The organism is Variovorax sp. J22R115 (assembly GCF_030317005.1).
In the GTDB taxonomy this organism is placed as follows: domain Bacteria; phylum Pseudomonadota; class Gammaproteobacteria; order Burkholderiales; family Burkholderiaceae_C; genus Variovorax.
In genome coordinates, this window is sequence record NZ_JASZYM010000011.1 from 25,562 (window position 1) to 46,568 (window position 21,007).

Annotated in this window: 18 protein-coding genes; 5 read left to right on the forward strand and 13 right to left on the reverse strand. The window is 67.7% G+C overall.

The features are described from left to right. Positions 1–22 precede the first annotated feature (22 nt). Positions 23–190, reverse strand: a complete 168-nt coding sequence (gene napE / locus QTI04_RS19685) for a periplasmic nitrate reductase, NapE protein (protein WP_286569757.1) — start codon at positions 188–190, stop codon at positions 23–25. 130 nt (positions 191–320) lie between these two features. Here napE and QTI04_RS19690 point away from each other — a divergent pair, with 130 nt between their 5' ends. Further along, a complete protein-coding gene (locus QTI04_RS19690; RefSeq protein WP_286601692.1) occupies positions 321–1,367 on the forward strand; it encodes a serine/threonine protein kinase in 1,047 nt (348 codons plus the stop codon). Here QTI04_RS19690 and QTI04_RS19695 read toward each other — a convergent pair. Continuing rightward, positions 1,364–2,254 (reverse strand): LysR family transcriptional regulator, encoded by an 891-nt coding sequence (locus QTI04_RS19695; RefSeq protein ID WP_286601690.1) that lies wholly within the window; start codon positions 2,252–2,254, stop codon positions 1,364–1,366. The two genes, QTI04_RS19690 and QTI04_RS19695, sit on opposite strands and share 4 nt — an antisense overlap. 113 nt (positions 2,255–2,367) lie before the next feature. Here QTI04_RS19695 and QTI04_RS19700 point away from each other — a divergent pair, with 113 nt between their 5' ends. Genes QTI04_RS19700 through QTI04_RS19710 form a run of 3 tightly spaced genes read left to right on the forward strand, consistent with a single transcriptional unit; the run spans position 2,368 to position 6,274 of the window. Further along, on the forward strand, positions 2,368–4,095 hold the full coding sequence (locus QTI04_RS19700; RefSeq protein ID WP_286617157.1) for an acyl-CoA dehydrogenase family protein: 1,728 nt from the start codon (positions 2,368–2,370) through the stop codon (positions 4,093–4,095). A gap of 45 nt (positions 4,096–4,140) precedes the next feature. Next, entirely contained in the window at positions 4,141–5,127 is a 987-nt protein-coding gene (locus QTI04_RS19705; RefSeq protein ID WP_286617158.1) for a tripartite tricarboxylate transporter substrate binding protein, read from the forward strand. 10 nt (positions 5,128–5,137) lie between these two features. Next, complete coding sequence (locus QTI04_RS19710; protein ID WP_286617160.1) at positions 5,138–6,274, forward strand: CaiB/BaiF CoA-transferase family protein; 1,137 nt, start codon at positions 5,138–5,140, stop codon at positions 6,272–6,274. Between the two features lie 24 nt (positions 6,275–6,298). Here the strand turns inward: QTI04_RS19710 and QTI04_RS19715 are convergent, their stop codons facing one another. The 9 genes from QTI04_RS19715 to QTI04_RS19755 all read right to left on the reverse strand — a co-directional run bounded on the left by QTI04_RS19715 (position 6,299) and on the right by QTI04_RS19755 (position 16,567). After that, positions 6,299–7,801, reverse strand: a complete 1,503-nt coding sequence (locus QTI04_RS19715) for a tripartite tricarboxylate transporter permease (RefSeq protein ID WP_286617162.1) — start codon at positions 7,799–7,801, stop codon at positions 6,299–6,301. A 6-nt stretch (positions 7,802–7,807) separates the two neighbouring features. Continuing rightward, positions 7,808–8,281 (reverse strand): tripartite tricarboxylate transporter TctB family protein, encoded by a 474-nt coding sequence (locus QTI04_RS19720; RefSeq protein ID WP_286617164.1) that lies wholly within the window; start codon positions 8,279–8,281, stop codon positions 7,808–7,810. A gap of 31 nt (positions 8,282–8,312) precedes the next feature. Next, on the reverse strand, positions 8,313–9,305 hold the full coding sequence (locus QTI04_RS19725; RefSeq protein ID WP_286617165.1) for a tripartite tricarboxylate transporter substrate binding protein: 993 nt from the start codon (positions 9,303–9,305) through the stop codon (positions 8,313–8,315). 125 nt (positions 9,306–9,430) lie between these two features. Continuing rightward, positions 9,431–11,473 (reverse strand): molecular chaperone HtpG, encoded by a 2,043-nt coding sequence (gene htpG / locus QTI04_RS19730; protein WP_286617166.1) that lies wholly within the window; start codon positions 11,471–11,473, stop codon positions 9,431–9,433. Between the two features lie 223 nt (positions 11,474–11,696). Further along, positions 11,697–12,737, reverse strand: coding sequence for an ABC transporter substrate-binding protein (locus tag QTI04_RS19735; RefSeq protein ID WP_286617167.1), 1,041 nt, complete (start codon positions 12,735–12,737; stop codon positions 11,697–11,699). Between the two features lie 53 nt (positions 12,738–12,790). Beyond that, positions 12,791–13,129 (reverse strand): hypothetical protein, encoded by a 339-nt coding sequence (locus tag QTI04_RS19740; RefSeq protein ID WP_286601673.1) that lies wholly within the window; start codon positions 13,127–13,129, stop codon positions 12,791–12,793. Between the two features lie 70 nt (positions 13,130–13,199). After that, positions 13,200–14,555: a HAMP domain-containing sensor histidine kinase gene (locus QTI04_RS19745; protein WP_286617169.1), complete on the reverse strand. Its 1,356-nt coding sequence runs from the start codon at positions 14,553–14,555 to the stop codon at positions 13,200–13,202. Further along, the gene (locus QTI04_RS19750) at positions 14,552–15,211 is read right to left on the reverse strand and encodes a response regulator transcription factor (RefSeq protein ID WP_286617171.1); all 660 of its coding nucleotides are present in this window, start codon (positions 15,209–15,211) and stop codon (positions 14,552–14,554) included. The genes QTI04_RS19745 and QTI04_RS19750 overlap by 4 nt, the downstream gene beginning before the upstream one ends. Positions 15,212–15,799: 588 nt before the next feature. After that, positions 15,800–16,567: a pseudouridine synthase gene (locus QTI04_RS19755; RefSeq protein WP_286617173.1), complete on the reverse strand. Its 768-nt coding sequence runs from the start codon at positions 16,565–16,567 to the stop codon at positions 15,800–15,802. Positions 16,568–16,656: 89 nt separating this feature from the next. Between QTI04_RS19755 and QTI04_RS19760 the strand changes: the two genes are divergently transcribed. Beyond that, positions 16,657–17,547 carry a DMT family transporter gene (locus tag QTI04_RS19760; protein ID WP_286617175.1) on the forward strand — a complete coding sequence of 297 codons (891 nt, stop codon included), beginning with the start codon at positions 16,657–16,659 and terminating at the stop codon, positions 17,545–17,547. Here the strand turns inward: QTI04_RS19760 and kdpE are convergent. Next, positions 17,510–18,202: a two-component system response regulator KdpE gene (kdpE, locus tag QTI04_RS19765; RefSeq protein ID WP_286617177.1), complete on the reverse strand. Its 693-nt coding sequence runs from the start codon at positions 18,200–18,202 to the stop codon at positions 17,510–17,512. The two genes, QTI04_RS19760 and kdpE, sit on opposite strands and share 38 nt — an antisense overlap. A gap of 14 nt (positions 18,203–18,216) precedes the next feature. Beyond that, positions 18,217–20,970, reverse strand: a complete 2,754-nt coding sequence (locus QTI04_RS19770) for a DUF4118 domain-containing protein (protein WP_286617179.1) — start codon at positions 20,968–20,970, stop codon at positions 18,217–18,219. Between the last annotated feature and the right edge of the window lie 37 nt (positions 20,971–21,007).

The window sequence follows — 21,007 nt, forward strand, 5'->3', positions numbered from 1 at the left end:
ATGTGCTGCGCGGGATGTAGCGTCAGCCTCGACTGCCGGGTGGCCCCGCAAGGAGAAGCTGATACATCCAGACAAGAAAGCCGTAGCCCGCGACGATGATGCCCGCGAGCACCGGCGCCATGACCACGGAAAGGAACAGGAAGCTGCGCAGTTCCTGTGCCTTCGTGAAAGGGCCATTCGGTTGTTCCACAGGTCTCCTCCATGGTGGGCTGCGCAAGAATGCCGGGCCAGGAACCGAGAAAGTCGAATTCATTCTTCTCCGAAGCCCTGGCAGTGTCAATTTGCCCAAAGGTGCAACGGCCAGCGCCGACAATGTCGCCGTGGCCCCTTCAACTACCCCTCCTCCCGACGCGGCTTCGGCCGGTCATCCCTACGAAACCCTGACGCCCGACGTCGTGCTCGATGCGCTCGCAACGCTCGGCCTGCACGGCGACGGCCGGTTGACCGCGCTGAACTCCTACGAGAATCGCGTCTACCAGGTCTACCTGGAAGACCGCAGCGCAGTGGTCGTCAAGTTCTACCGGCCCGGGCGCTGGTCCGATGAAGACATCCTCGAGGAACACGGCTTCTCGCTCGAGCTCGCCGCCGCCGAAGTGCCTGCGGTGGCGCCGATCGCGGTCGATGGCGAGACGTTGCACCGCCATGGCGGCTTCGCATTCAGCGTGAGTCCCTACCGTGGCGGACGCGCGCCGGAGCTGGACGATTTCGAGGTGCTCGAATGGGTCGGGCGCTTTCTCGCGCGCATCCACGCGGTCGGGGCACGAAAGCCCTTCGCATCGCGGCCGGCGCTGGACCTGCAGACCTTCGGCATCGCATCGCGCGACTGGCTGCTGGGCCACGACATGGTGCCGCTCGACGTGCAGCGCGAATGGGAAACAGCCTGCAACGCGGCCTTCGAGAAGATCTCGACCACTGCGCTCGGCACCAACTCGCAGGCTGCGGACCCGGCCCTGAAAAAGCTGCGACTGCACGGCGACGTGCATCCCGGCAACATCCTCTGGACGCCGACCGACCGGCCCGACGGCGGCCCGCACTTCGTCGATCTCGACGACACACGCACCGGCTTCGCCGTGCAGGATCTCTGGATGCTGCTGTCCGGCGACCGCGCGCAGCGCACCACCCAATTGAGCGGGCTGCTCGACGGCTACGAACAGTTCCGCGACTTCGACCGGCGCGAGCTCGCACTGATCGAGCCGCTGCGCACCCTGCGCCTCATCCACTACAGCGCATGGCTGGCGCGGCGCTGGGAAGACCCGATCTTTCCGATCAACTTCCCGTGGTTCGGATCGAGCGACTACTGGAAGGGGCAGATCCAGATGCTGCAGGACCAGTGCGAGTCGATGGAAGAAGAGCCCCTCTACGCCTAGGCCGCCGCGGACGGGTCGACCTGCATCGCACGCAGGAAGCCCTGCACCACGGCATTCTCCGGCCCGTCGCGCCACACGCAGAACGCTTCGGACCGCGCGACCTCTTCCTCCAGCGGCCTGAACACCGCGCCACGCAGCGCCGTGTGCCGCATTGCGCTCGGCACCAGCGCCACGCCCATGCCCTGCGAGACCAGCGACACCACCGACAGCCAGTGCCGCACCTCGTGGCGGACCTCGGGCCGGAAGCCGGCCTGCGCGCAGATGGACAGGATGCGCTCGTGATAGTCAGGCGAAACGCTGCGCGAGAACAGGACGAAGGGCTCGTCGCGCAGGCTCGCGGTGGACACCGTGCGCCGCCGCGCCAGCCGGTGATCGACCGGGAGACAGGCCACGAAAGGTTCCGACACCAGCAGCACGTGCCGCAGCTCCGCCGGCATGCGGCTGGTGTGCACGAAGCCGAGATCCAGCCGGTCGTGCAGCAACTCGACGATCTGCTCCCCCGAATTGAGCTCGACCATCGTGACCCGAACCGCCGGGTGCTTTGCCTGGAACTTGCGCAGCGCCGGCGGCAGTCCGCGGTAGAGCATCGCGCCGACGAAGCCGATGCGCAGCCGCCCGGCCGAGCCCAGTGACACGTCACGCGCCTGCAGCGCGGCCTCCTCGGCCTGACGCAGCAAGACGGTGGCCGAGGCCTGCAACGCTTCGCCGGCCGGCGTGAGGCGCACCTCCTTGCTGTTGCGGTCGAACAGGCGCGCGCCCACGGCCTCTTCCAGCTGCCGGATCGCGACGCTCAGCGGAGGCTGGGAGATCGCGAGCCGTCGCGCCGCGCGGCCGAAGTGAAGCTCTTTCGCCAGCACGACGAAATAGCGCAGATGTCGAAGTTCCATTCGTTCCATCCGGCGCAGTTTTTCACAATAGGCAAATCAGATCAATCAAGACCAATCTGATATTGGACAGAAATCGTCGAACGCTCAAAGATGGCGGCCCAAGGAGACAGACCATGAGCACACGCACCGCAGCAACGACCGGAAACACCACCGCCCATCCCGTGCCCGACCGCCACGGGCAGAACCTCTTCACCACCGACACCGAGCTGCACAAGCTGCTCGCGCTGTACCTCCCGCCCGAGTTGCTGCGGCACATGCAGCCCCACTTCGAGCGGCTCGGCGCGCTGGCCGGCGGCCGGCTCGACGAGCTGGCGCAAGTGGCGGACCACAACCCGCCCACCCTGCAGCTGCGCACGCGCACCGGCATCGACGACCAGAAGGTCATCAAGCATCCGGCCTACGTCGAGATGGAGCGCCTGGCGCTGAGCGAGTTCGGCCTGGCCGCGATGTCGCACCGCGAAGAGACGCTGGGCTGGAAAGGCAAGATGCCGCCGCTGGTCAAGTACGTGCTGACCTATCTCTTCGTGCAGGCCGAGTTCGGGCTGTGCTGCCCGGTCTCGATGACCGATTCGCTGGCGCGTACGCTCAAGAAGTTCGGCAGCCCTGAACTGGTCGAGCGCTTCCTCCCACGCTTTCAGTCGCTGGACTTCGACACGCTGGCGCAGGGCGCGATGTTCATGACCGAGCAGGCCGCCGGCTCCGACATAGCCGCGACCGTCACGCGCGCCTGGCAGGACGAAGCCGGGCAGTGGCGCCTGAGCGGCGACAAGTGGTTCTGCTCCAACCCCGACGCCGATTTCGCGATGGTGCTCGCACGTGCCGACGACGCGCCGGCCGGCATGAAGGGCGTGTCGCTGTTCCTGCTGCCGAAGCGGCTCGACGATGGCAGCGCCAACCACTACCGGATCCTGCGTCTCAAGGACAAGATGGGCACGCGCTCGATGGCCAGCGGCGAGATCCGCCTCGAAGGCGCGGTGGCGCACCTGGTCGGCGAGGCGGGCCGGGGCTTCCAGCAGATGGCCGACATGGTCAACAACTCGCGCCTGTCGAACGGCGTGCGCGCCGCCGGCCTGATGCGCCGTGCCGTGGCGGAGGCCGAATACATCGCGAGCGAACGCCGCGCCTTCGGCAAGCGCCTCGCGGACATGCCGCTGATGCAGCGTCAGTTGCAGAAGCTGCGGCTGCCGGCCGAGCAAGCGCGCACGATGGTGTTCCAGACCGCGCTGGCGCTGGCCCGCTCGGATGGCGGCGACAAGACCGCCTACCCCCTGCTGCGCATCCTCACGCCGCTCATCAAGTTCCGCGCCTGCCGCGACGCCCGCAAGGTGACGGGCGATGCGATGGAAGTGCGCGGCGGTTGCGGCTACATCGAGGAATGGGCCGATCCGCGACTGGTGCGCGATGCGCATCTGGGCTCGATCTGGGAAGGCACCAGCAACATCGTCGCGCTCGACGTGCTGCGCGCCGTCAAGCGGGAGAACTCGCTGCCCGCGCTGCAGGACCATTTCTCCATGCTGCTGGACCAGACCGTGGTGGCGCCGGCATTCGCTGCCGCACTGCGCGATGCGCTGGTGCGCGCAGCCGCGCTGGCCGACCGCGCGTCGCAAGACGGCGGCGAGCCGATGGCACGCCAGGCCGCGTCGGCGCTGTATCACACCTGCAGTGCGATCGCGATGGCCTGGGAAGGTTCGCGCGCCGGCTCGGCGCAGCGCATCCAGTGGGCGCAGCTGGTGCTGCTGCATCGCGTGCTGCCGCGCGATCCGCTGAACGCGGACGGCGTGCCCGAGTCCTGGAACACAGACATCGCTGCGGCGCCGGCCAAGGTGGCCGTGGTGGCCTGAAGCCCGGCGGATCCATCACAAGGGACACACATCAAGGAGACAACCATGAAACTGCTCAAGACCTTCGCCCTTGCCGCCTGCGTCGCGGCCATGCCTGCGCTGCCCGTCGCGTCGACGGCCCACGCGCAGACGTTCCCGACCAAGCCGGTGACGCTGGTCGTGCCGTTCCCGCCGGGCGGCCCTACCGACGCGATGGCGCGCACGCTTGCGGCCGAGATCAAGGACCACCTGGGCCAGCCCATGATCGTGGAGAACCGCGCCGGCGCCGGCGGCAACATCGGCGCCGACTACGTGGCGCGCGCCGAGGCCGACGGCCATACGCTGCTGTTCGGTACCTCCGGACCGCTGGCGATCAACGCCAGTCTCTATCGCAAGATCAACTACGACCCGGTGAAGAGCTTCACGCCGGTGATCCAGATCGGCCACCTGCCCAACATCCTGGTCGTGAACCCCGCCGTGCCGGCGAAGGATGTGCGCGAGCTCATCGCCTATGCCAAGGCCCACCCGGGCAAGCTGAGCTACGCGTCGTCGGGCAACGGCGCCTCCTCGCACCTGGCGGGCGTGCTCTTCAACGGCATCGCCGGCACCGACCTGCAGCACATCCCGTACAAGGGCACTGGCCCGGCGCTCAACGACTTGCTGGGCGGCCAGGTGTCGATGAGCTTCACGGACGTGCTGACCGCGCTGCCGTACGTCAAGGCAGGCAAGCTGCGCGCGCTCGGCATCGCCACGGCCCAGCGCTCGCAGGCACTGCCCGACCTCCCGACGCTGGCCGAGCAGGGCGTCACGGGCTACGACGTCAGCGTGTTCTTCGGCATCGTGGCACCGGCTGGCACGCCGCCGGCCACGGTCGCGAAGCTCAACAAGGCCTTCGCGGACGCGCTCGCCACGCCCAAGGTCAAGCAGTTGTTCGCCTCGCAGGGCCTGGAGCCGGCGCCTTCGAGCACGCCCGAACAGCTGGGCAAGTACATCGGAGCGCAGGTGACGAAATGGTCATCCGTCGTCAAGCAGTCCGGCGCGCAACTGGATTGAAGGAAGCACCATGACCCCGACTGCCAAGACCGGCGCACTGGCCGGCATCCGCGTGCTCGACATCTCACGCATCCTCGGCGGCCCCTATTGCGGCCAGATCCTCGGCGACCACGGCGCCGACGTGCTCAAGGTCGAGCCGCCGCAGGGCGACGACACACGTACCTGGGGGCCACCCTTCAAGGAAGGCGTCGCGTCCTACTACCACGGGCTGAACCGCAACAAGCGCACCATGGCGCTCGACCTCGGCAGCGTCGATGGGCGCGACGCGTTGCTGGCGCTGGTGGCCGAGGCCGACGTGCTGATCGAGAACTTCAAGACCGGCACCATGGAGCGGTGGGGCATTGGCTACGACGAGCTCTCGAAGCGCTTTCCGCGCCTGATCTGGTGCCGCGTCTCGGGCTTCGGCGCCGATGGCCCGCTCGGCGCCCTGCCGGGCTACGACGCCGCCGTGCAGGCGATGACCGGGATCATGAGCATCAACGGCGAGGCCGACGGCGGCCCGCTGCGCGTCGGCCTGCCGGTGGTCGACATGGTCACCGGCCTCAACGCGACGATCGGCGTGCTGCTCGCGCTGCAGGAGCGCACGCGCAGCGGCCAGGGCCAGTTCATTGAGGCGGCGCTGTACGACAGCGGCCTTTCACTGCTGCACCCGCATGCGGCGAACTGGTTCATGGATGGCGCGATGCCCCGGCGCACCGGCAATGCGCATCCCAATATCTACCCCTACGACGCACTCGCGACCCGCACGGACCCCATCTTCGTCGCGGTCGGCAACGACCGGCAGTTCGCCAGCTTCTGTGCCTGCATCGGGCTGCCGGCGCTCGCGGACGATCCGCTCTACCGCACCGCCGGCGCGCGCTCGATTCACCGCGAAGGGCTCAAGCAGCGGCTCGAAGCCGCACTGGCGGACTTCGATGGCCGCCCACTGGTCGACACGCTGATGGCCGCCGGCGTGCCTGCCGCGCCGGTGCTGTCGGTGGATGCGGCGCTGGAACATCCGCACACGGCTCACCGCGGCATGGTGGTGGAACTGGAAGGCGGCTATCGCGGCGTGGCGTCGCCCATCAAGCTCAGCCGCACGCCGGCCACGTACCGCCATGTGCCGCTGACGCCGGGCGATCGCTTCGTCGAATCCGACGCCTCCTGATCGCGCCCGCGCGCCGCCGACGGCCTATGAACCGGCCGCCGCGGGCCCCCGCGATCTCAGCAGGCGGCGCAGCAAGGGCGCCACCCAGACCAGCACCGAGACAACGGCCAAGGAGGCAGCGATCGGCCGCGTCACGAAGCTCATCAGGTTGCCGTCGGACTTGATCATGGAGGTGATGAAGTTCTCCTCCAGCATGCCGCCGAGCACCACACCGAGGATGGCCGGCGCGATCGGGAACCCGTTTTCCTCGAGCAGGTAGGCCACCACCCCCGCCGCGAGCATGACGCCGACGTCGAACAGCGAATTGTTGATGGCGAAGGTGCCGACGATGCAGAACAACAGGATCAGCGGCATCAGCACATTGCGCGGCACGCGAAGAATGCGCTTGGCCACCTTGATGCACAGGATGCCCAGCGGAATCATGATGATGTTCGCGATGACGAACAGCATGAACACCGCATAGATGTTCTGCGGATTGGTGGTGAACAGCGTCGGTCCGGGATTCAGGTTCTTCATGTAGAGCACACCGATCACGATGGCCGTGATCGAGTCGCCCGGTATGCCGAATACGAGCGCCGGAATCCAGGCGCCGGCCAGGGCGCTGTTGTTCGCAGAGCCGGATTCGACGATGCCCTCGACGTGGCCGGTGCCGAACTTCTCCGGCTCTTTCGAGAACTTCTTGCTCATCGCGTACGACATCCATGCCGCGATGTCGGCGCCCGCGCCCGGCAACGCGCCCACCAGCGTGCCGAGCGAGCTGCCGCGCAGGATCTGCACGGGGTACTTCTTCGCCAGCGCCCACTGGCCCTTTAGCACGCTCCCCACCTTCTCGACCGCCAGTTCGGCGGGCGGCAGGGTGTCGACCGCGTACCGGATGACCTCCGAGATCGCGAACATGCCGATCATCATCGGGATCATCCCGATGCCGCCCGTCATCTCGGTGTTGCCGAAGGTGAAGCGCGGAAAGCCCGCCGGGTTGCCGAGCCCTACGCAGGCGACGAGCAGGCCCAGCATCAGTGTCACAACGCCCTTGAGCGGCCGGTCGGAAGAGATGAACACCGCGCAGGTGAGCCCCAGCAGCACCAGCCAGAAGTACTCGAAGGAACTGAAGTGAAGCGCGAAGTCGGCCAACGCCGGCGACGCGAGGATCAGCACCGCGGTGCCGAAGAGCCCGCCAACCGCCGAGAACACCAGTCCGGCGCCGAGCGCGACTTCGGCCTGGCCTTTGCGCGTCATCGCAAAGGCTTCGTCGGTGTAGGCGGCCGAGGCCGGGGTGCCGGGAATGCGCAGCAGGCAGCCCGGGATGTCGCCCGAGAAGATTGCCATCGCGGTCGCAGTCACCATCGCAGCGATGGCCGGGATCGGCGCCATGAAGAAGGTGATCGGCACGAGCAGCGCCACCGCCATGGTGGCCGACAGGCCCGGCACGGCACCGACGAAGAGCCCGTACAGCGAGGCGATCACCATCACCATGAGGGTGTAAGGCTCGAACACCATCGAGAACGCCTGCGCGAGTGCGGCTGACATCGGCGGCTACCAGGCGTAAGGGGTAAGCACACCCCAGGGAAGAGGGACGCGCAACAGCTTGTAGAACGCGAAATGGATGGCGAGCGATGCAATCACCGCGATCAGCACCGAGCGGCCGGGCGACACGCGCAGGGCCCACATCAGCGCGGCCAGCACGATGGTGGACGTGATGAGGAAGCCGAGCTTTTCCGAGGCCAGGATGTAGAAGACGACGCCGGCGATCACCGTGCAGAACGCCAGCACGTGGCTGGGCGAGCGCGTCCAGGGCCCGGCCTGGACCCAGGGCACCGAGGCCCGATCGCGCCAGCCACGCACCAGCAGGATGGCGCCGCAGACGCACACCACGACGGCGATGAGCCCCGGAAAAAGCGAGGGGCCGACCTGCTGGCCTGGGATCTTGGGGTAGCCCTGCACGACCGCCAGGACGGCGATGCCGAGTACCAGCAGCAGGAGGCCGAAGACAGCGTCGTTGAGTTTCATCGCCGAGCGCCCGGCGCCTTGCGTTGCCGCTTCACTTCGCGATGCCGACGGCCTTCATCGTCGCGCCCAGTTCGGCGTCCGACTTGGCCATGAACTTGCCGAAATCCTCTGGGCCTGCGTAGGTCACACCGAAGCCCCGGGACGCCATGAAGTCGGTGTAGTCCTTGCTGGCCGCGACCTTCTTCACCGCCGCGCTCAGCTTGTCGCGGACGTCGTTGGGGATTCCCTTGGGCGCGACGATGCCGCGCCACGCGGCCATCGTCCAGTCACTGCCGACGGCGGACTTGAGCGTCGGTATGTTGGGGTACAGCGCGGATGGCTTTTCACTCATGATGACAAGGCTCTTGACCTTGCCGGCATCGATCAGCGAGCGCGCCTCCGGCAGCGAGACCGGTGCGATGTCGACGCCGCCCGCCACCATGTCCTGCAGACCCGGCGCGGCGCCGTTGCTGGGCACCCAGGGCACGGCCGCCGGATCGATCTTCTGGTCGCGCAGCAAGCCGGCAATGGCGAGATGCCAGATGCCGCCCTGCCCCGTACCCGACGCCTTCATCTTGCCGGGGTTGGCCTTGATCGCGGCCAAGAGCTCGGTGATGTTCTTGTAGGGCGCATCTGCGCGCACCTGGACGCCGGCCGGGTCGGCGTTGACGAGGCCGATGGGCGTATAGGACGCGCCGGTCAGCTCGGTCAGCCCCTGCCAATGCATCATGCCGATCTCGACCGTGGCAAGGCCAATGGTGTAGCCATCGGGCGCCGCAGAGGCGATGGCCGCATGGCCCACCACGCCGCTGCCGCCGGTGCGGTTCACCACCGTCACTGGTTGGCCTAGTTCTTTTTCGAGCAGGCTGCCGACGATGCGAGCGGTCGCATCGGTACCGCCACCGGCACCCCATGGAACGATCAAGGTGATCGGCCGAGCCGGGTAGCCTTGCGCCGCCGCGGGCCCTGCCGCGGCGAACACCGCGAGGCCGCCGAGGGCGGCGGCGACATGGATGGCAAAGGAACGACGTGAACGAGCGCGCATGGCCTTGTCTCCTCTTGTTGGGATGCCATGCCTTTTTTCGCACGCTTCGCCCGCGCCGGCACTAGGGCGAACCACCGCTTGCGGCCAGCCTCAGGCTGTGCAAGCAAACGGTCTCTCGCGTTTTCTCAGACTAGGAGCGCGTTCACTCGCCGCACGTAGGCAGCTGGATCTGCCGGCAGGCCGCCCTCGGCCAGCAAGGCCTGGTCGAACAGGATGTTGGCCAGGTCCTCGAAGTGCGCAGAGCCTTCCAGCTTCTTCACCAGCGGATGCTCGGCGTTCACCTCCAGCACGGGTTTCACGTCCGGTGCCGGCTGGCCGGCTTGCTTGAGCATGCGAGCGAGCTGGGTGCTCATGCCGCCGTCCTGCACCACCAGGCAAGCAGGCGAATCGACGAGGCGCGTGGTCACGCGGACGTCCTCTGCCTTGTCCTTGAGAACTTCCTTGAGCCGCTCCAGCAGCGGCTTGAACGACTCGGCCGCTTCCTCGGCCGCCTTCTTCTCGGCTTCGTCCTGCAGCTTGCCGAGATCGACCGCGCCCTTGGCGACGCTTTGCAGCGGGGTGCCGTCGAACTCGGTCAGGTAGTTGAGCGCCCACTCGTCGACGCGGTCGGTCATCAGGAGGACCTCGATGCCCTTCTTCTTGAAGATCTCGAGTTGCGGGCTGTTCCTGGCCGCTGCCGGCGTGTCGGCCGTGATGTAGTAGATCGCGTCCTGGCCTTCCTTCATGCGCGACTTGTAGTCGGCGAAGCTCACGCTCACCGTGTCGGTCGTGCTCGAAGCGAAGCGCAGCAGCTTCGCGATGCGATCGCGGTTGCCGAAGTCCTCGCCCAGGCCTTCCTTGAGCACGGCGCCGAACTCGGCGTAGAACTTGGCGTACTTGCCGGATTCGTCGGCGTAGGCGGCAGCAGCTTCGGCGGCCGGCGTGCTGTCGGTGGACTTCTTGTCGACGACGTCGGTCACGCCTTCGGTCGGATCGGGCGTGGGCACGGATTCGCCGGAGCCGACGTCGATCTTGCCTTCGCTGCTCTCACTGGCAGTCTTCTGCTTCTTCGCGAGGTCTTCCAGCATGCTCAGCACGCGTTTGGTGCTGCCTTCGCGGATGGCCTTCACGTCGCGGCTTTCCTGCAGCAGCTCGCGGCTGACGTTGAGCGGCAGATCGGCGGAGTCGATCACGCCCTTCGCGAAGCGCAGGTAGCTCGGCAGCAGCGCCTCGGCGTCGTCCATGATGAAGACGCGCTTGACGTAGAGCTTGACGCCCGCGCTCTTGTCGCGGTTCCACAGGTCCATCGGCGCCTTGGACGGGATATAGAGCAGCTGCGTGTACTCGGTGTTGCCTTCGACGCGGTTGTGGCTCCAGGCAAGTGGCGCCTCGTAGTCGTGGCTGATGTTCTTGTAGAACTCGACGTACTGCTCTTCAGTGATGTCCTTCTTGGCGCGGCTCCAGAGTGCGTTCGCCTGGTTCACCGGCTCCCATTCGCCGGTCTTCACCATCGCGCCGCCCTTGTTGTCCTCGCCTTCCTTCCACTCTTCCTTCTCCATGAGGATCGGCAGGGAGATGTGATCGGAGTACTTGCCGATCACGGACTTGAGCTTCCAGGCGTTCAGGTATTCCTCGCCATCGCCATGCAGATGCAGCGTGACGCTGGTGCCGCGCTGCGGGCGCGTGATGGTGTCGACCTCGAAGTCGCCGGCGCCGGCGCTGACCCAGCGCACGCCTTCTTCGGCCGGCAGGCCTGCGCGGCGCGACTCGACGGTGATCTTGTCGGCCACGATGAAGCCTGAATAGAAGCCCACGCCGAACTGGCCGATGAGCTGCGCGTCGGCCTTCTGGTCGCCCGACAGCTTGCTCATGAACTCCTTGGTGCCGCTCTTCGCGATGGTACCGAGGTTGTCGATGGCTTCCTGCTGGCTCAAGCCGATGCCGTTGTCGGTGATGGTGAGGGTCTTGGCGTCCTGGTCGAAGGACACGCGCACGTCGAGGTTTGGCTGGTCTTCGTACAGCGCGGGCTGGTCGATGGCCTCGAAGCGCAGCTTGTCGCAGGCATCCGACGCATTCGAGATCAACTCTCTCAGGAAGATTTCCTTGTTGGAGTAGAGCGAGTGCGTGACGAGGTAGAGCAGTTGCGCGACTTCGGCCTGGAAGGGGAGTTTGGTCTTGGAAATGGTCATGACGCGAGAGCAATCGAAGGGAAAACACGCCATTTTTGGCGAATCGATGACTTTACAAGACAGGCGCCGGCCCGGCCAAGTAACCAAAAGCGGTTTTCGTCGCCCTGAGCCCGCACGGACAACCCAGGGGCACCACGGATCCGGCTAAGCCGGTCCGCCGGTGCTGCCCCCGGCGAGGGGGTAGGCGAAGCGACACGCAGTGCTCGCAGCCTGGGGGAGAGCCCTATCTCGCCTGCGATTCGACTTCCCGCGTCCAGCGCTCAATGAGGCGCTTGCGCTCGACCGCCTTCCCGTACTTCTCGAAGTCGTATTTGATGAGCCGGACATCCGCCATCGACGGAATGCGCGGGTCGGGCTTGAAAGTCTTGTTGGCAGGCGACTGCAGACTGCCTGCCTTGGCGCCGATCGCCTGCCCTGCCGGGCTCATCAGCCAGTCGTAATAGCGGATGGCGTTGGCCTTGTTGCGCGCGCCCTTCACCAGCGCGATGCCGCCGATCTCATAGCCCGTGCCTTCGCAAGGCGCCACCGCCTTCACCGGGTATTTGTCGAAGCGCCACTTGTCGAAGCCGAAGATGAAGCTCACGCCGATCGCGACTTCGCCCTTGGCCACGTTCGGCGCCTGCGCCTGGCCGCTGCGCGTGTAGGCGATCGTGTTGCGGTGGAGCTTCTTGAGGTAATCGAAGGCCTGCTCCTCGCCCATCAGCTGCACCAGGCCGGCGACGATGGTGTAGCCGGTGCCGCTCGTGCCCGGGTGCGACATCTCGACTTCGCCCTTGTATTCGGGTTTGACCAGGTCAGCCCAACAGTGCGGCTCGGGCAGCTTCTTTTTCTTGAGCACGTCGGTGTTGAAGCCGAAGCCCATGGCGCTCGTATAGAAGCCGCCGACCATGTTCCCGGACATCGCGTACTGCCGCACGGACCAGTCGTACAGGTCATTGATGTAGGCCGGCCGGTAGGCGTCGAGCAGGCCCTGCTCCGCCGCCTGCAGGAAAGGATCGCCGGTGCCGCCCCACCAGATGTCGGTCTTGGGGTTGGCCGCTTCGGCACGCAACTGGGCCCCGATCTCGCCGGTGCCCTTGTGCGCCTGGAGCACCCGGATGCCGGTGGCTCGGGTGAACTCGGCCGCCGCGGCTTCACACCAGCCCGTATCCGTGCTGCAGAGCGCGTTGACGGTGCCCTGCGCGGCGGCATGGCTTGCCGCGAAGCAGCCGAACAGCGCGCCGGCGACGGCGACGGCGATGGATCTGGAGGCGACGAAGCGCATGGCGTATCCCGGGTCTCACGAAGGAGACCCGAGAATAGCGCCTGCCTGCGCGCTCAGCGCGGCGTGCCCGACGTGATGCCGGCCATGCCGGTCGACTGGCCGATGGACTCGGTGTTCAAGGGATGCGCTGCTTCGACCGCGCCCCTGTAGACCTCTTCGCGCGTGAGCTGCGAACTGACCATCGGTGCCGCCGTCGACTGTCCGATGGACTCGGTGCCGGTCGGCCGCGCCGCCGCCATCGCGCCGGCACTCACTTCATCGCTGGACACCGCGCTGTTCGTCTGCATCGGGTGATAGTCCGAACCATCGGACTGCGCGCTGGCGCTCATCGAGGCGAATGCGGCGACCGTCGTGAAGGCACAGGCGGCGAGGACTTTGAGTGAAGCATGCATCAGGGTCTCCTGGAGTGGTCGGCTTCACTCTAGGTGGCCTGAATGAGGCGGGAATGAGCGAATACTTAGCTCAGGATGAGCGCGGCAGGAACACGCGCGCGAGCAGCCCCGGGCCATCCTTGCGATTCGACAGTTCGATGCGCAGGCCGTTGCGCAGCGCGGCCGTCTGCGCGATGGCGAGCCCGAGTCCACTTCCGCCCGGAGGGGCGCCCGCGACGCGGAAGAACCGGTCGAACACGCGCCCGAGTTGCTCCGCGGGAATTCCCGGACCGTTGTCCGTCACGTCGACCACCGGATACCCATCGACCTCGTGCAGCCGCACGTCGACCACGCCGCCCTCAGGCGCATAGCGCACCGCGTTGTCGATGAGGTTGTCGAACACGCTGCGCAGTTCGGCGGCGGGCGCCGTCACGAGTGGCGCGATGCGCCCCTCGAAGCCCACGTCCACGCGACGCTGGTCGGCCAGCACCAGGAGTTGTCCCACGCTATCGCGCAGCAGCGCAGCGATGTCGACCGGCCCGCGCGCGCTGGCCGCCGGCGCATCCTGCCGCGAAAGGCGCAGCAATTGTTCGATGAGGTGCTGGGCGCGCTTCACGCCGCCTTCCAGCTGCGCAAAGCGCTCTGCCGCATCGCCCGGGGGGACATGGGCGCGCAGGTTCTCGATCTGCAGGCCGATCGCAGTCATCGGCGTGCGCAACTCGTGCGCGGCGTCCTGCATGAAGCGACGCTGGGCCGACAAGGTGTTGCGCAGGCGAGCGAGCAGGCTGTTGAAGGCGGTGACGAGCGGCGCGATTTCCTCCGGCACCCTGGCGACGGCCAGTTCGGCCGGGTTGCCCTCCTCCTGCGCAGCGACGTCGCGCGCCACGGCGCGCAGCGAGCGCGACGCAGCCGACACGATGAGCAGCAGGATCAGCAGCGTGATCGGCAACAGCACCAGGATCGGCAGGCTCTCCAGCAAGGCGCGGCGCACGATGCGGTTGCGGCGGAAGCTGTCGTTCTGCACGACCTGCACGCGCGGCATGTCGGCCGCCGGGTTTTCCTCGGCGGTGTAGACGCGCCATCCATCGCTGCCCTTGGTGCCGAAGCGCACGTCGCTGAAGCCCGGCTCGGTCTGCAGCGGCATGTCGAGCGCGGGCCATGAACTGGCGAGGAGCGTGCGGCCGTCGGCATCGAAGATCTGCACGACGAAGGTGCCGCGCCGGAACACGTCCTCGTCGCTCGCAGGCTGCAGGGCGGGCAGGCGGTGGTGCGTCGCATGCGATTCGGCCACGAGCCGCATCTGATCGTCCATGAAGTTGTTGACCAGGCGGCCGTAGGCGACGTAGGAGAACCAGGCTGTGGTCGCAATGGCCACCAGGTGCAGCGCGACAAGCCACCAGAGCAGGCGCGCGCGCAGCGATCGGGGTCGAAAGCCCGATACGGTCACGCCGGCACGACCCGCCACCCGAGCCCGCGCACGTTGCGTATGGCCTCGGCGCCGAGCTTGCGGCGCATGCCGTGGATGAGGACGTCGATGGCGTTGCTGGTGACTTCTTCGCCCCAGCCGTAGATGCGGTCCTCGAGTTGCTCGCGCGAGAGGATGGCGCCGGGCCGCTCGAGCAGTGCGTGCAGCAGGGCAAATTCCCGGGCGGTGAGGACTTCGCGCACACCGTTGACGATGACGTCGCGGGTGGTGAGGTCCAGTTGCAGCGCGGCAGTGCCGATGACGGAGTGCGCGGCACCGTCGCGTCGCCGCACGACGGCACGCATGCGCGCCAGAAGTTCGCGCAACTCGAAGGGCTTGAGCAGGTAGTCGTCGGCCCCGAGGTCGAGGGTACGGATGCGGTGGTCGAGCCCATCGCGTGCGGTGAGCACCAGCACCGGTGTGGCGTCACCGCGCTTGCGGGCGCGTCGCAGTACCTCGGTGCCGTCCTCCTTGGGCAGGCCCAGGTCGAGCAGCACGCAGGTGTAGCCACCGTCGGCAAGGGCGCTGTGGGCCAATGCGCCGTCACGCACCCAATCGACCGACCAGCCTGCGTTGTCGAGCGCATGCATGAGGCTGCGGCCGATCATTTCGTCGTCTTCCACGAGCAATGCGCGCACGAGAGCTCCTTGTGTGACACACAGTTTGCGGGAGGCTACGCCTGAATTCTTAGCTGTGCATGAGGTTGCGTTTTTGCTTCCTTGGGGCGGGCGCCCGATAGGCGGTGCGGGCCGGTCGACCCCGCTGCGCCGGCCCTTCGGGCTCCCTTGCGGTGCTCGCTTCAGGCGGGGTCCGCGCAAACTCGCTGCGCTCAAACACGCGCGGCCCTGATCCGCCTGAAGCTGCGCTCCTCAGCGGCGCAGAGGGGTCGCCCAACCCGCACCACCTACCGGGCTCAGGGGGTGTGCAACGGATATGCGCGCCTCCAACGTGCTCTGCCTGCGCGCCATCACAACCGGTGAAGAGGACAGTTCAACCCCAACGTCTCAGCGTCGTCGGGCGGTGTGCCCTGGGCCGGCCGTTGAGGCACCGCCGAGCAGCACAGCGACAGGCGGGAAAAGGGCCGCGCGTGTTTGAGCGCAGCGAGTTTGCGCGGACCCCGCCTGTCGCGAGCAGCGCAGGGCAGCCGCGAAGCGGCCGGTGACGTCGGCCGGCACAGGGCACACCGCCCGACGACGCCACCCGCCCCGCCCCCGCAAACCGAAAAATCAGAACCGCTCGTGCGCCCCCAAATACCGCCACTGCCCCACAGGCAAATTCCCCAGCACCACATTCCCGACCCGAATGCGCTTCAGCCCCACGACCTTGAGCCCCACCAGCTCACACATCCGCCGGATCTGGCGCTTCTTGCCTTCGGTCAGAACGAAACGCAACTGCTCCAGGTTCTGCCACTCGACCCGCGCCGGCTTCAAGGGCTGACCATCCAGGCTCAACCCATGCCTCAGCTTCGCAAGCTGTTCGCGCGGAAAAGCGGCTTGCGAGTTCTGCGCAACCGGCCCATACGACACCCGCACCAGATATTCCTTCTCCATGCTGGAGTCTTCGCCGATCAACTGGCGTGCGACGCGCCCGTCCTGCGTGAACACCAGAAGCCCCACCGAATCGATGTCCAGCCGGCCGGCCGGCGCAAGACCACGCAACTGCGGCGGCGAAAAGCGATTGCGGCTCGGGTCCTCGCGCCAGTGCGTGCGCGGATTGATCAGCACCACCGCCGGCTCATGCCCGTCCTCGGCCTGACCGCTCACATAGCCCATCGGCTTGTGCAGCAGGATCGTCACCTGCTGCTGTTGCTGGTTCTGCGCTTTCTTGTCGACTTCGATGCGATCGGCCGGCGTCACCTTCACGCCCATCTCGGCTACTTGGCCGTTCACCTTCACCCAGCCCTGCGCAATCCAGTCGTCCGCTTCGCGACGCGAGCACAGGCCCAGTTCGGCCATGCGTTTATTGAGGCGAGATGGGGCAGGCGTGTCGGGCATGGGGTCGCGGAGAGGTTCGGGTGGCGAACGATTCTCCGCGATTCACGCAGGCAGCAGTGTTCCAATCGTGCCGCGACTCCCGCCTTCCGATGAAACTCGTTGTCCTCACCGCGCTCGCCATGCTGGCCTTTGCCGGCAACTCGCTCTTGTGCCGGCTGGCCCTGCTGCATACCGGCATCGACGCGGCAACCTTCACCTCCGTGCGACTGATCTCGGGCGCCCTGGTGCTCTGGCTCATCGCGGCGCAGCGCAGCGGGGCTGGGACGAAGAGCCTCGGGGGAGGCTGGCTCTCTGCGGTAGCGCTGTTCGTCTACGCGGAGGCCTTTTCCTTCGCCTACCTCAGCCTGCCGGCCGGCACCGGCGCGCTGCTGCTCTTTGCCGCGGTGCAGATCAGCATGATCGGCTGGGGCCTGTATCGAGGTGAACGGCTGGCGCGCTGGCAGATCGCCGGCTTCGCGCTGGCGGTGGGCGGACTGGTCTTCCTTTTGCTGCCCGGCCTGTCGGCGCCGCCATTGCAGGGCGCCCTGCTGATGACTGCGGCAGGGGTGGCGTGGGCCGTCTATTCGCTGCGCGCCAAAGGTGCAGGCGACCCCACCCGCGCGACGGCCGGCAACTTCGTGCGTGCCGCGCCGCTGGCGCTGGCCGTGAGCGCGGCGATGCTCCCTTCTATGCAATGGGACCCAGCAGGCATCGGATATGGGCTAGCTTCGGGAATCCTGAGTTCCGGCATCGGCTACGTGATCTGGTACGCCGCACTGCGCGAGTTGAAGATGACCAGCGCGGCCACCGTTCAGCTCAGCGTGCCGGTGATCGCGGCCTTCGGCGGCGTGCTCTTTCTCGACGAATCCGTCAGCCTGCGCCTTGTCATGGCATCGGCCGCGGTGCTCGGCGGCGTAGCCGTCGTGTTGCTCGCCCGTGGACGGCCATCGCGTCAGGACGCGCTCACGCCACCAGCCGGTACCCCACCGCCGTCTCGGTGAGCAAGTGCCGCGGCTGCGCGGGATCGGCTTCGAGCTTCTGGCGCAGGTGGCCCATGTAGATGCGCAGGTAGTGGCTCTGCTCGCCATGCGACGGGCCCCACACCTCGCGCAGCAACTGGCGCTGCGTGATGACCCGCCCGGCGTTGGCGATCAACACCGACAGCAGCCGGTACTCGGTCGGCGTGAGATGCACCTCGACGCCCGCGCGCCGCACCAGCCTTGCCGTGCGGTCGACCTCGACCTCGCCGAAGTGGAACACCGGGTCGGGCTCTTCGCCACCGTTGGCCGTACGAGGCCGGCGCAGGTTGGCGCGCACCCGGGCCAGCAGCTCACCGGTACCGAAGGGCTTGGTCAGGTAGTCGTCCGCGCCGGCATCGAGAGCAGCGATCTTGTCGGCCTCGTCGGTGCGGGCCGAGAGCACGATGATGGGCACGCCCGACCAGCCGCGCACGTCGCGAATCAGCGAGACGCCATCGCCGTCCGGCAGACCCAGATCGAGCACCAGGAGATCGGGCTGCCGCGTGCCGGCCGCCGCCAGGCCTTCGCGCAGCGTGCCGGCCTCATGCACTTGCCACCCTTCGGCCTCCAGTGCGCCGCGCACGAAGCGGCGGATCTGCGGTTCGTCCTCGATGACGATGGCGGTGGGACTGGGCATGGCTGGCTCGGTTCTCAGGCGGGAATATCGCTCGACTCCGCCGGCTCGGGCGGCGTACGGCGTGGCAGCGTGACGGTGAATTCTGCCCCGCCGCCCGCCGCGTTCGCCGCCGTGATCTCGCCGCCATGCGCGCTCACCACCGCCTTGCAGATCGCCAGGCCCAGTCCGACGCCGGGCGTGGCCGATTCGGCCTGGCCGCGCGTGAACTTGTCGAACAGCGTCTGCTCGCGGCCACGCAGCGATGGCGGCAGGCCCGGGCCGTGGTCGCGCACGCTCAGCACCAGCGCGCGATCGGTGGCATGCGCGCCGACCACGATCGGTTCGGCGCCGTACTTGCCGGCGTTTTCGAGCAGATTGACCAGCACGCGCTCGATCAGCACCGCATCGAACTCGACCAGCGGCAGTTCCGCCGGCAGCGCGGTCTGCACCGCCATGTCGCCCAGCGCAGGCCGTGCGGCGCGAATGGCGGAGCCCACCACTTCCTCGACCGACTGCCAGTCGCGCCGCAGGTTGACGGTGCCGCCGGCAATGCCGCTTTCCAGCCGCGCCATGTCCAGCAGGTTGCTCACCAGCGCGTGAAGCTGGTGCGCCTGCGTGACGATGGCGCGCGCGGCGGCGCGCTGGTCGCCAGTGCCTTCCGGCAGCGTCTGCAGAGATTCGGCGAGTGCGATCAGCGCGGTCAGCGGCGTGCGGACATCGTGCGAGATGGCCGCGAGCAGCGCATTGCGCAGCCGCTCCGATTCCATCTCGACCACGGCCTTCTGAGCGACCTCGACGTAGTGCACGCGCTCCAGGGCGATCGCGATCTGGCGTGCCAGGGTGTCGAGCTGCTGCGCCTGCTCCGGGATCAGCAGCCAGCGCGGGTGCGCGGGCTCGAGCGCAAGCACGCCGCGCACCCGCATCGGGGCCTTGAGGGGTGTGTAGTGCCAGGGCTGCGCCGCCAACGTGGCCGTGGCGAGGCCGGCCGGCTGGCCCTGGCGAAGCGTCCAGTCCGCCACGCTCGGGTCAAAGCCGGGCGGCGCATCAGCCGGCACGACGAGGCGGTCGTTGGCATCCGTCACCAGCACCACCGCACGGCCGCCGAAATGCCCCTGCACCGCAGCCGCGCCGAGCGCCACGACCTGCGCGCTTTCGAGGGCGGCCGAGAGTTCCCGCGTCAGCTCGAACAGGGACTGCGCGCGCCGTTCCCGGCTCGCCGAGACGCCCGCGGCGAAGCGCAGCCCCGCCGTCAACTGGCCGACCAGCAGGCCGACGCCGAGCATCACCCCAAAAGTCACCAGGTACTGCACGTCGCTGACCGCGAACGACAGCCTCGGCGAGACGAAGAAGTAATCGAAGGCCGCCACATTGAGCATCGCGGCGAAGGCGGCCGGGCCGCGTCCGAATCGCATCGCCACCGCCACCACTCCGAGCAGCAAGAGCATGACGATATTGGCCAGTTCCAGCACGCCGACCAGCGGCATCGCCAGCAGCGTGATCGCCACGCTGGTGGCGGCCGCCCATGCGTAGCCGGACCGGCGCGCCTGCGGGCGGTCGGCGTCCTCGACGGCCGGATCGCGCCGCCGCCCGCCCGGGCGAGCGTGCGCGAGGCGGCGTGAACTGTCGGCCCGAGCGACCTCGACGATGTCCACACCCGGCGCATGGCGCGCCAGTTCGCGCGCCAGTGGGGGCCTGGGCCACCAGCGCTCCCAGCCTTGCGCCGGCTCGGTGCGCCCCACCACCAGCGTGGCGCAGTTGAGGCGCTGGGCTTGCGCGGCGAGTTCCTCCGCAACATTGACACCGGTGAGCACCGCCGTCTCGGCGCCGAGTTCCTCCGCGAGCTGGAGCACGGCGAGGATGCGGTCGCGCTGCGCAGCATCGAGGCGCTGAAGCCGCGGCGTCTCGACATAGGCCGCATGCCAACGCACGTTGAGCTGTCCCGCCAGCCGGGCTGCCGTGCGCACGGTCTGCCCCGCGCCTTCATGGGGGCCGACGCAGACCAGGATCGCGCCCGAGGTATTCCACGCCGGCGGACCGCCATCGCCCTGAGGCCCCGACTGCTCCACGCGCCAGCCGCGCACGTCGTCTTCCACGTGTTCGGCGGTGCGGCGCAGCGCGATCTCGCGCAATGCAATGAGGTTGCCCTTGCGGAAGAAGTTCTGCGCCGCCCGCTCGGCTTGCTGCGGCAGATAGACCTTGCCAGCGGCGAGCCGCGCCGTGAGTTCGTCGGGCGTGACGTCGACCAGCACCACTTCTTCGGCCTCGTCGAGCACGGTGTCGGGCACGGTCTCGTGCACGCGCACGCCGGTGATCGCGCCCACCGTGCCGTTGAGGCTTTCCAGATGCTGGACGTTGAGTGCCGACCAGACCTCGATGCCTGCAGACTGCAGTTCCTGCACGTCCTGCCAGCGCTTGGCGTGCCGCGAGCCGGGGGCGTTGGTGTGCGCCAGTTCGTCCACCAGCAAAACGGCCGGCTTGCGCGCGAGCGCGGCATCGAGATCGAATTCAGACAGCGTGCGGCCGCGGTAGGCCACCTCGCGCAAGGGCAGCGTGTCGAGTCCGGCCAGCACAGCCGCGGTCTCGCTGCGGCCGTGCGTCTCGACGACGCCGATCACCACGTCGCGGCCCGCCGCGTGCTCGCGCTGCGCGGCACTCAGCATCGCCCAGGTCTTGCCGACGCCGGCATTGGCGCCGAAGTAAATGCGCAGCTTGCCGCGCTGCGAGCGTTGCTCCTCCGCGCGCAACTGGGCCAGCAGCGCGTCGGGGTCGGGGCGGACGTCGTCGTTCATGAATCGGAGGCGACGCAGGTTATCTCATCGCCTCCAT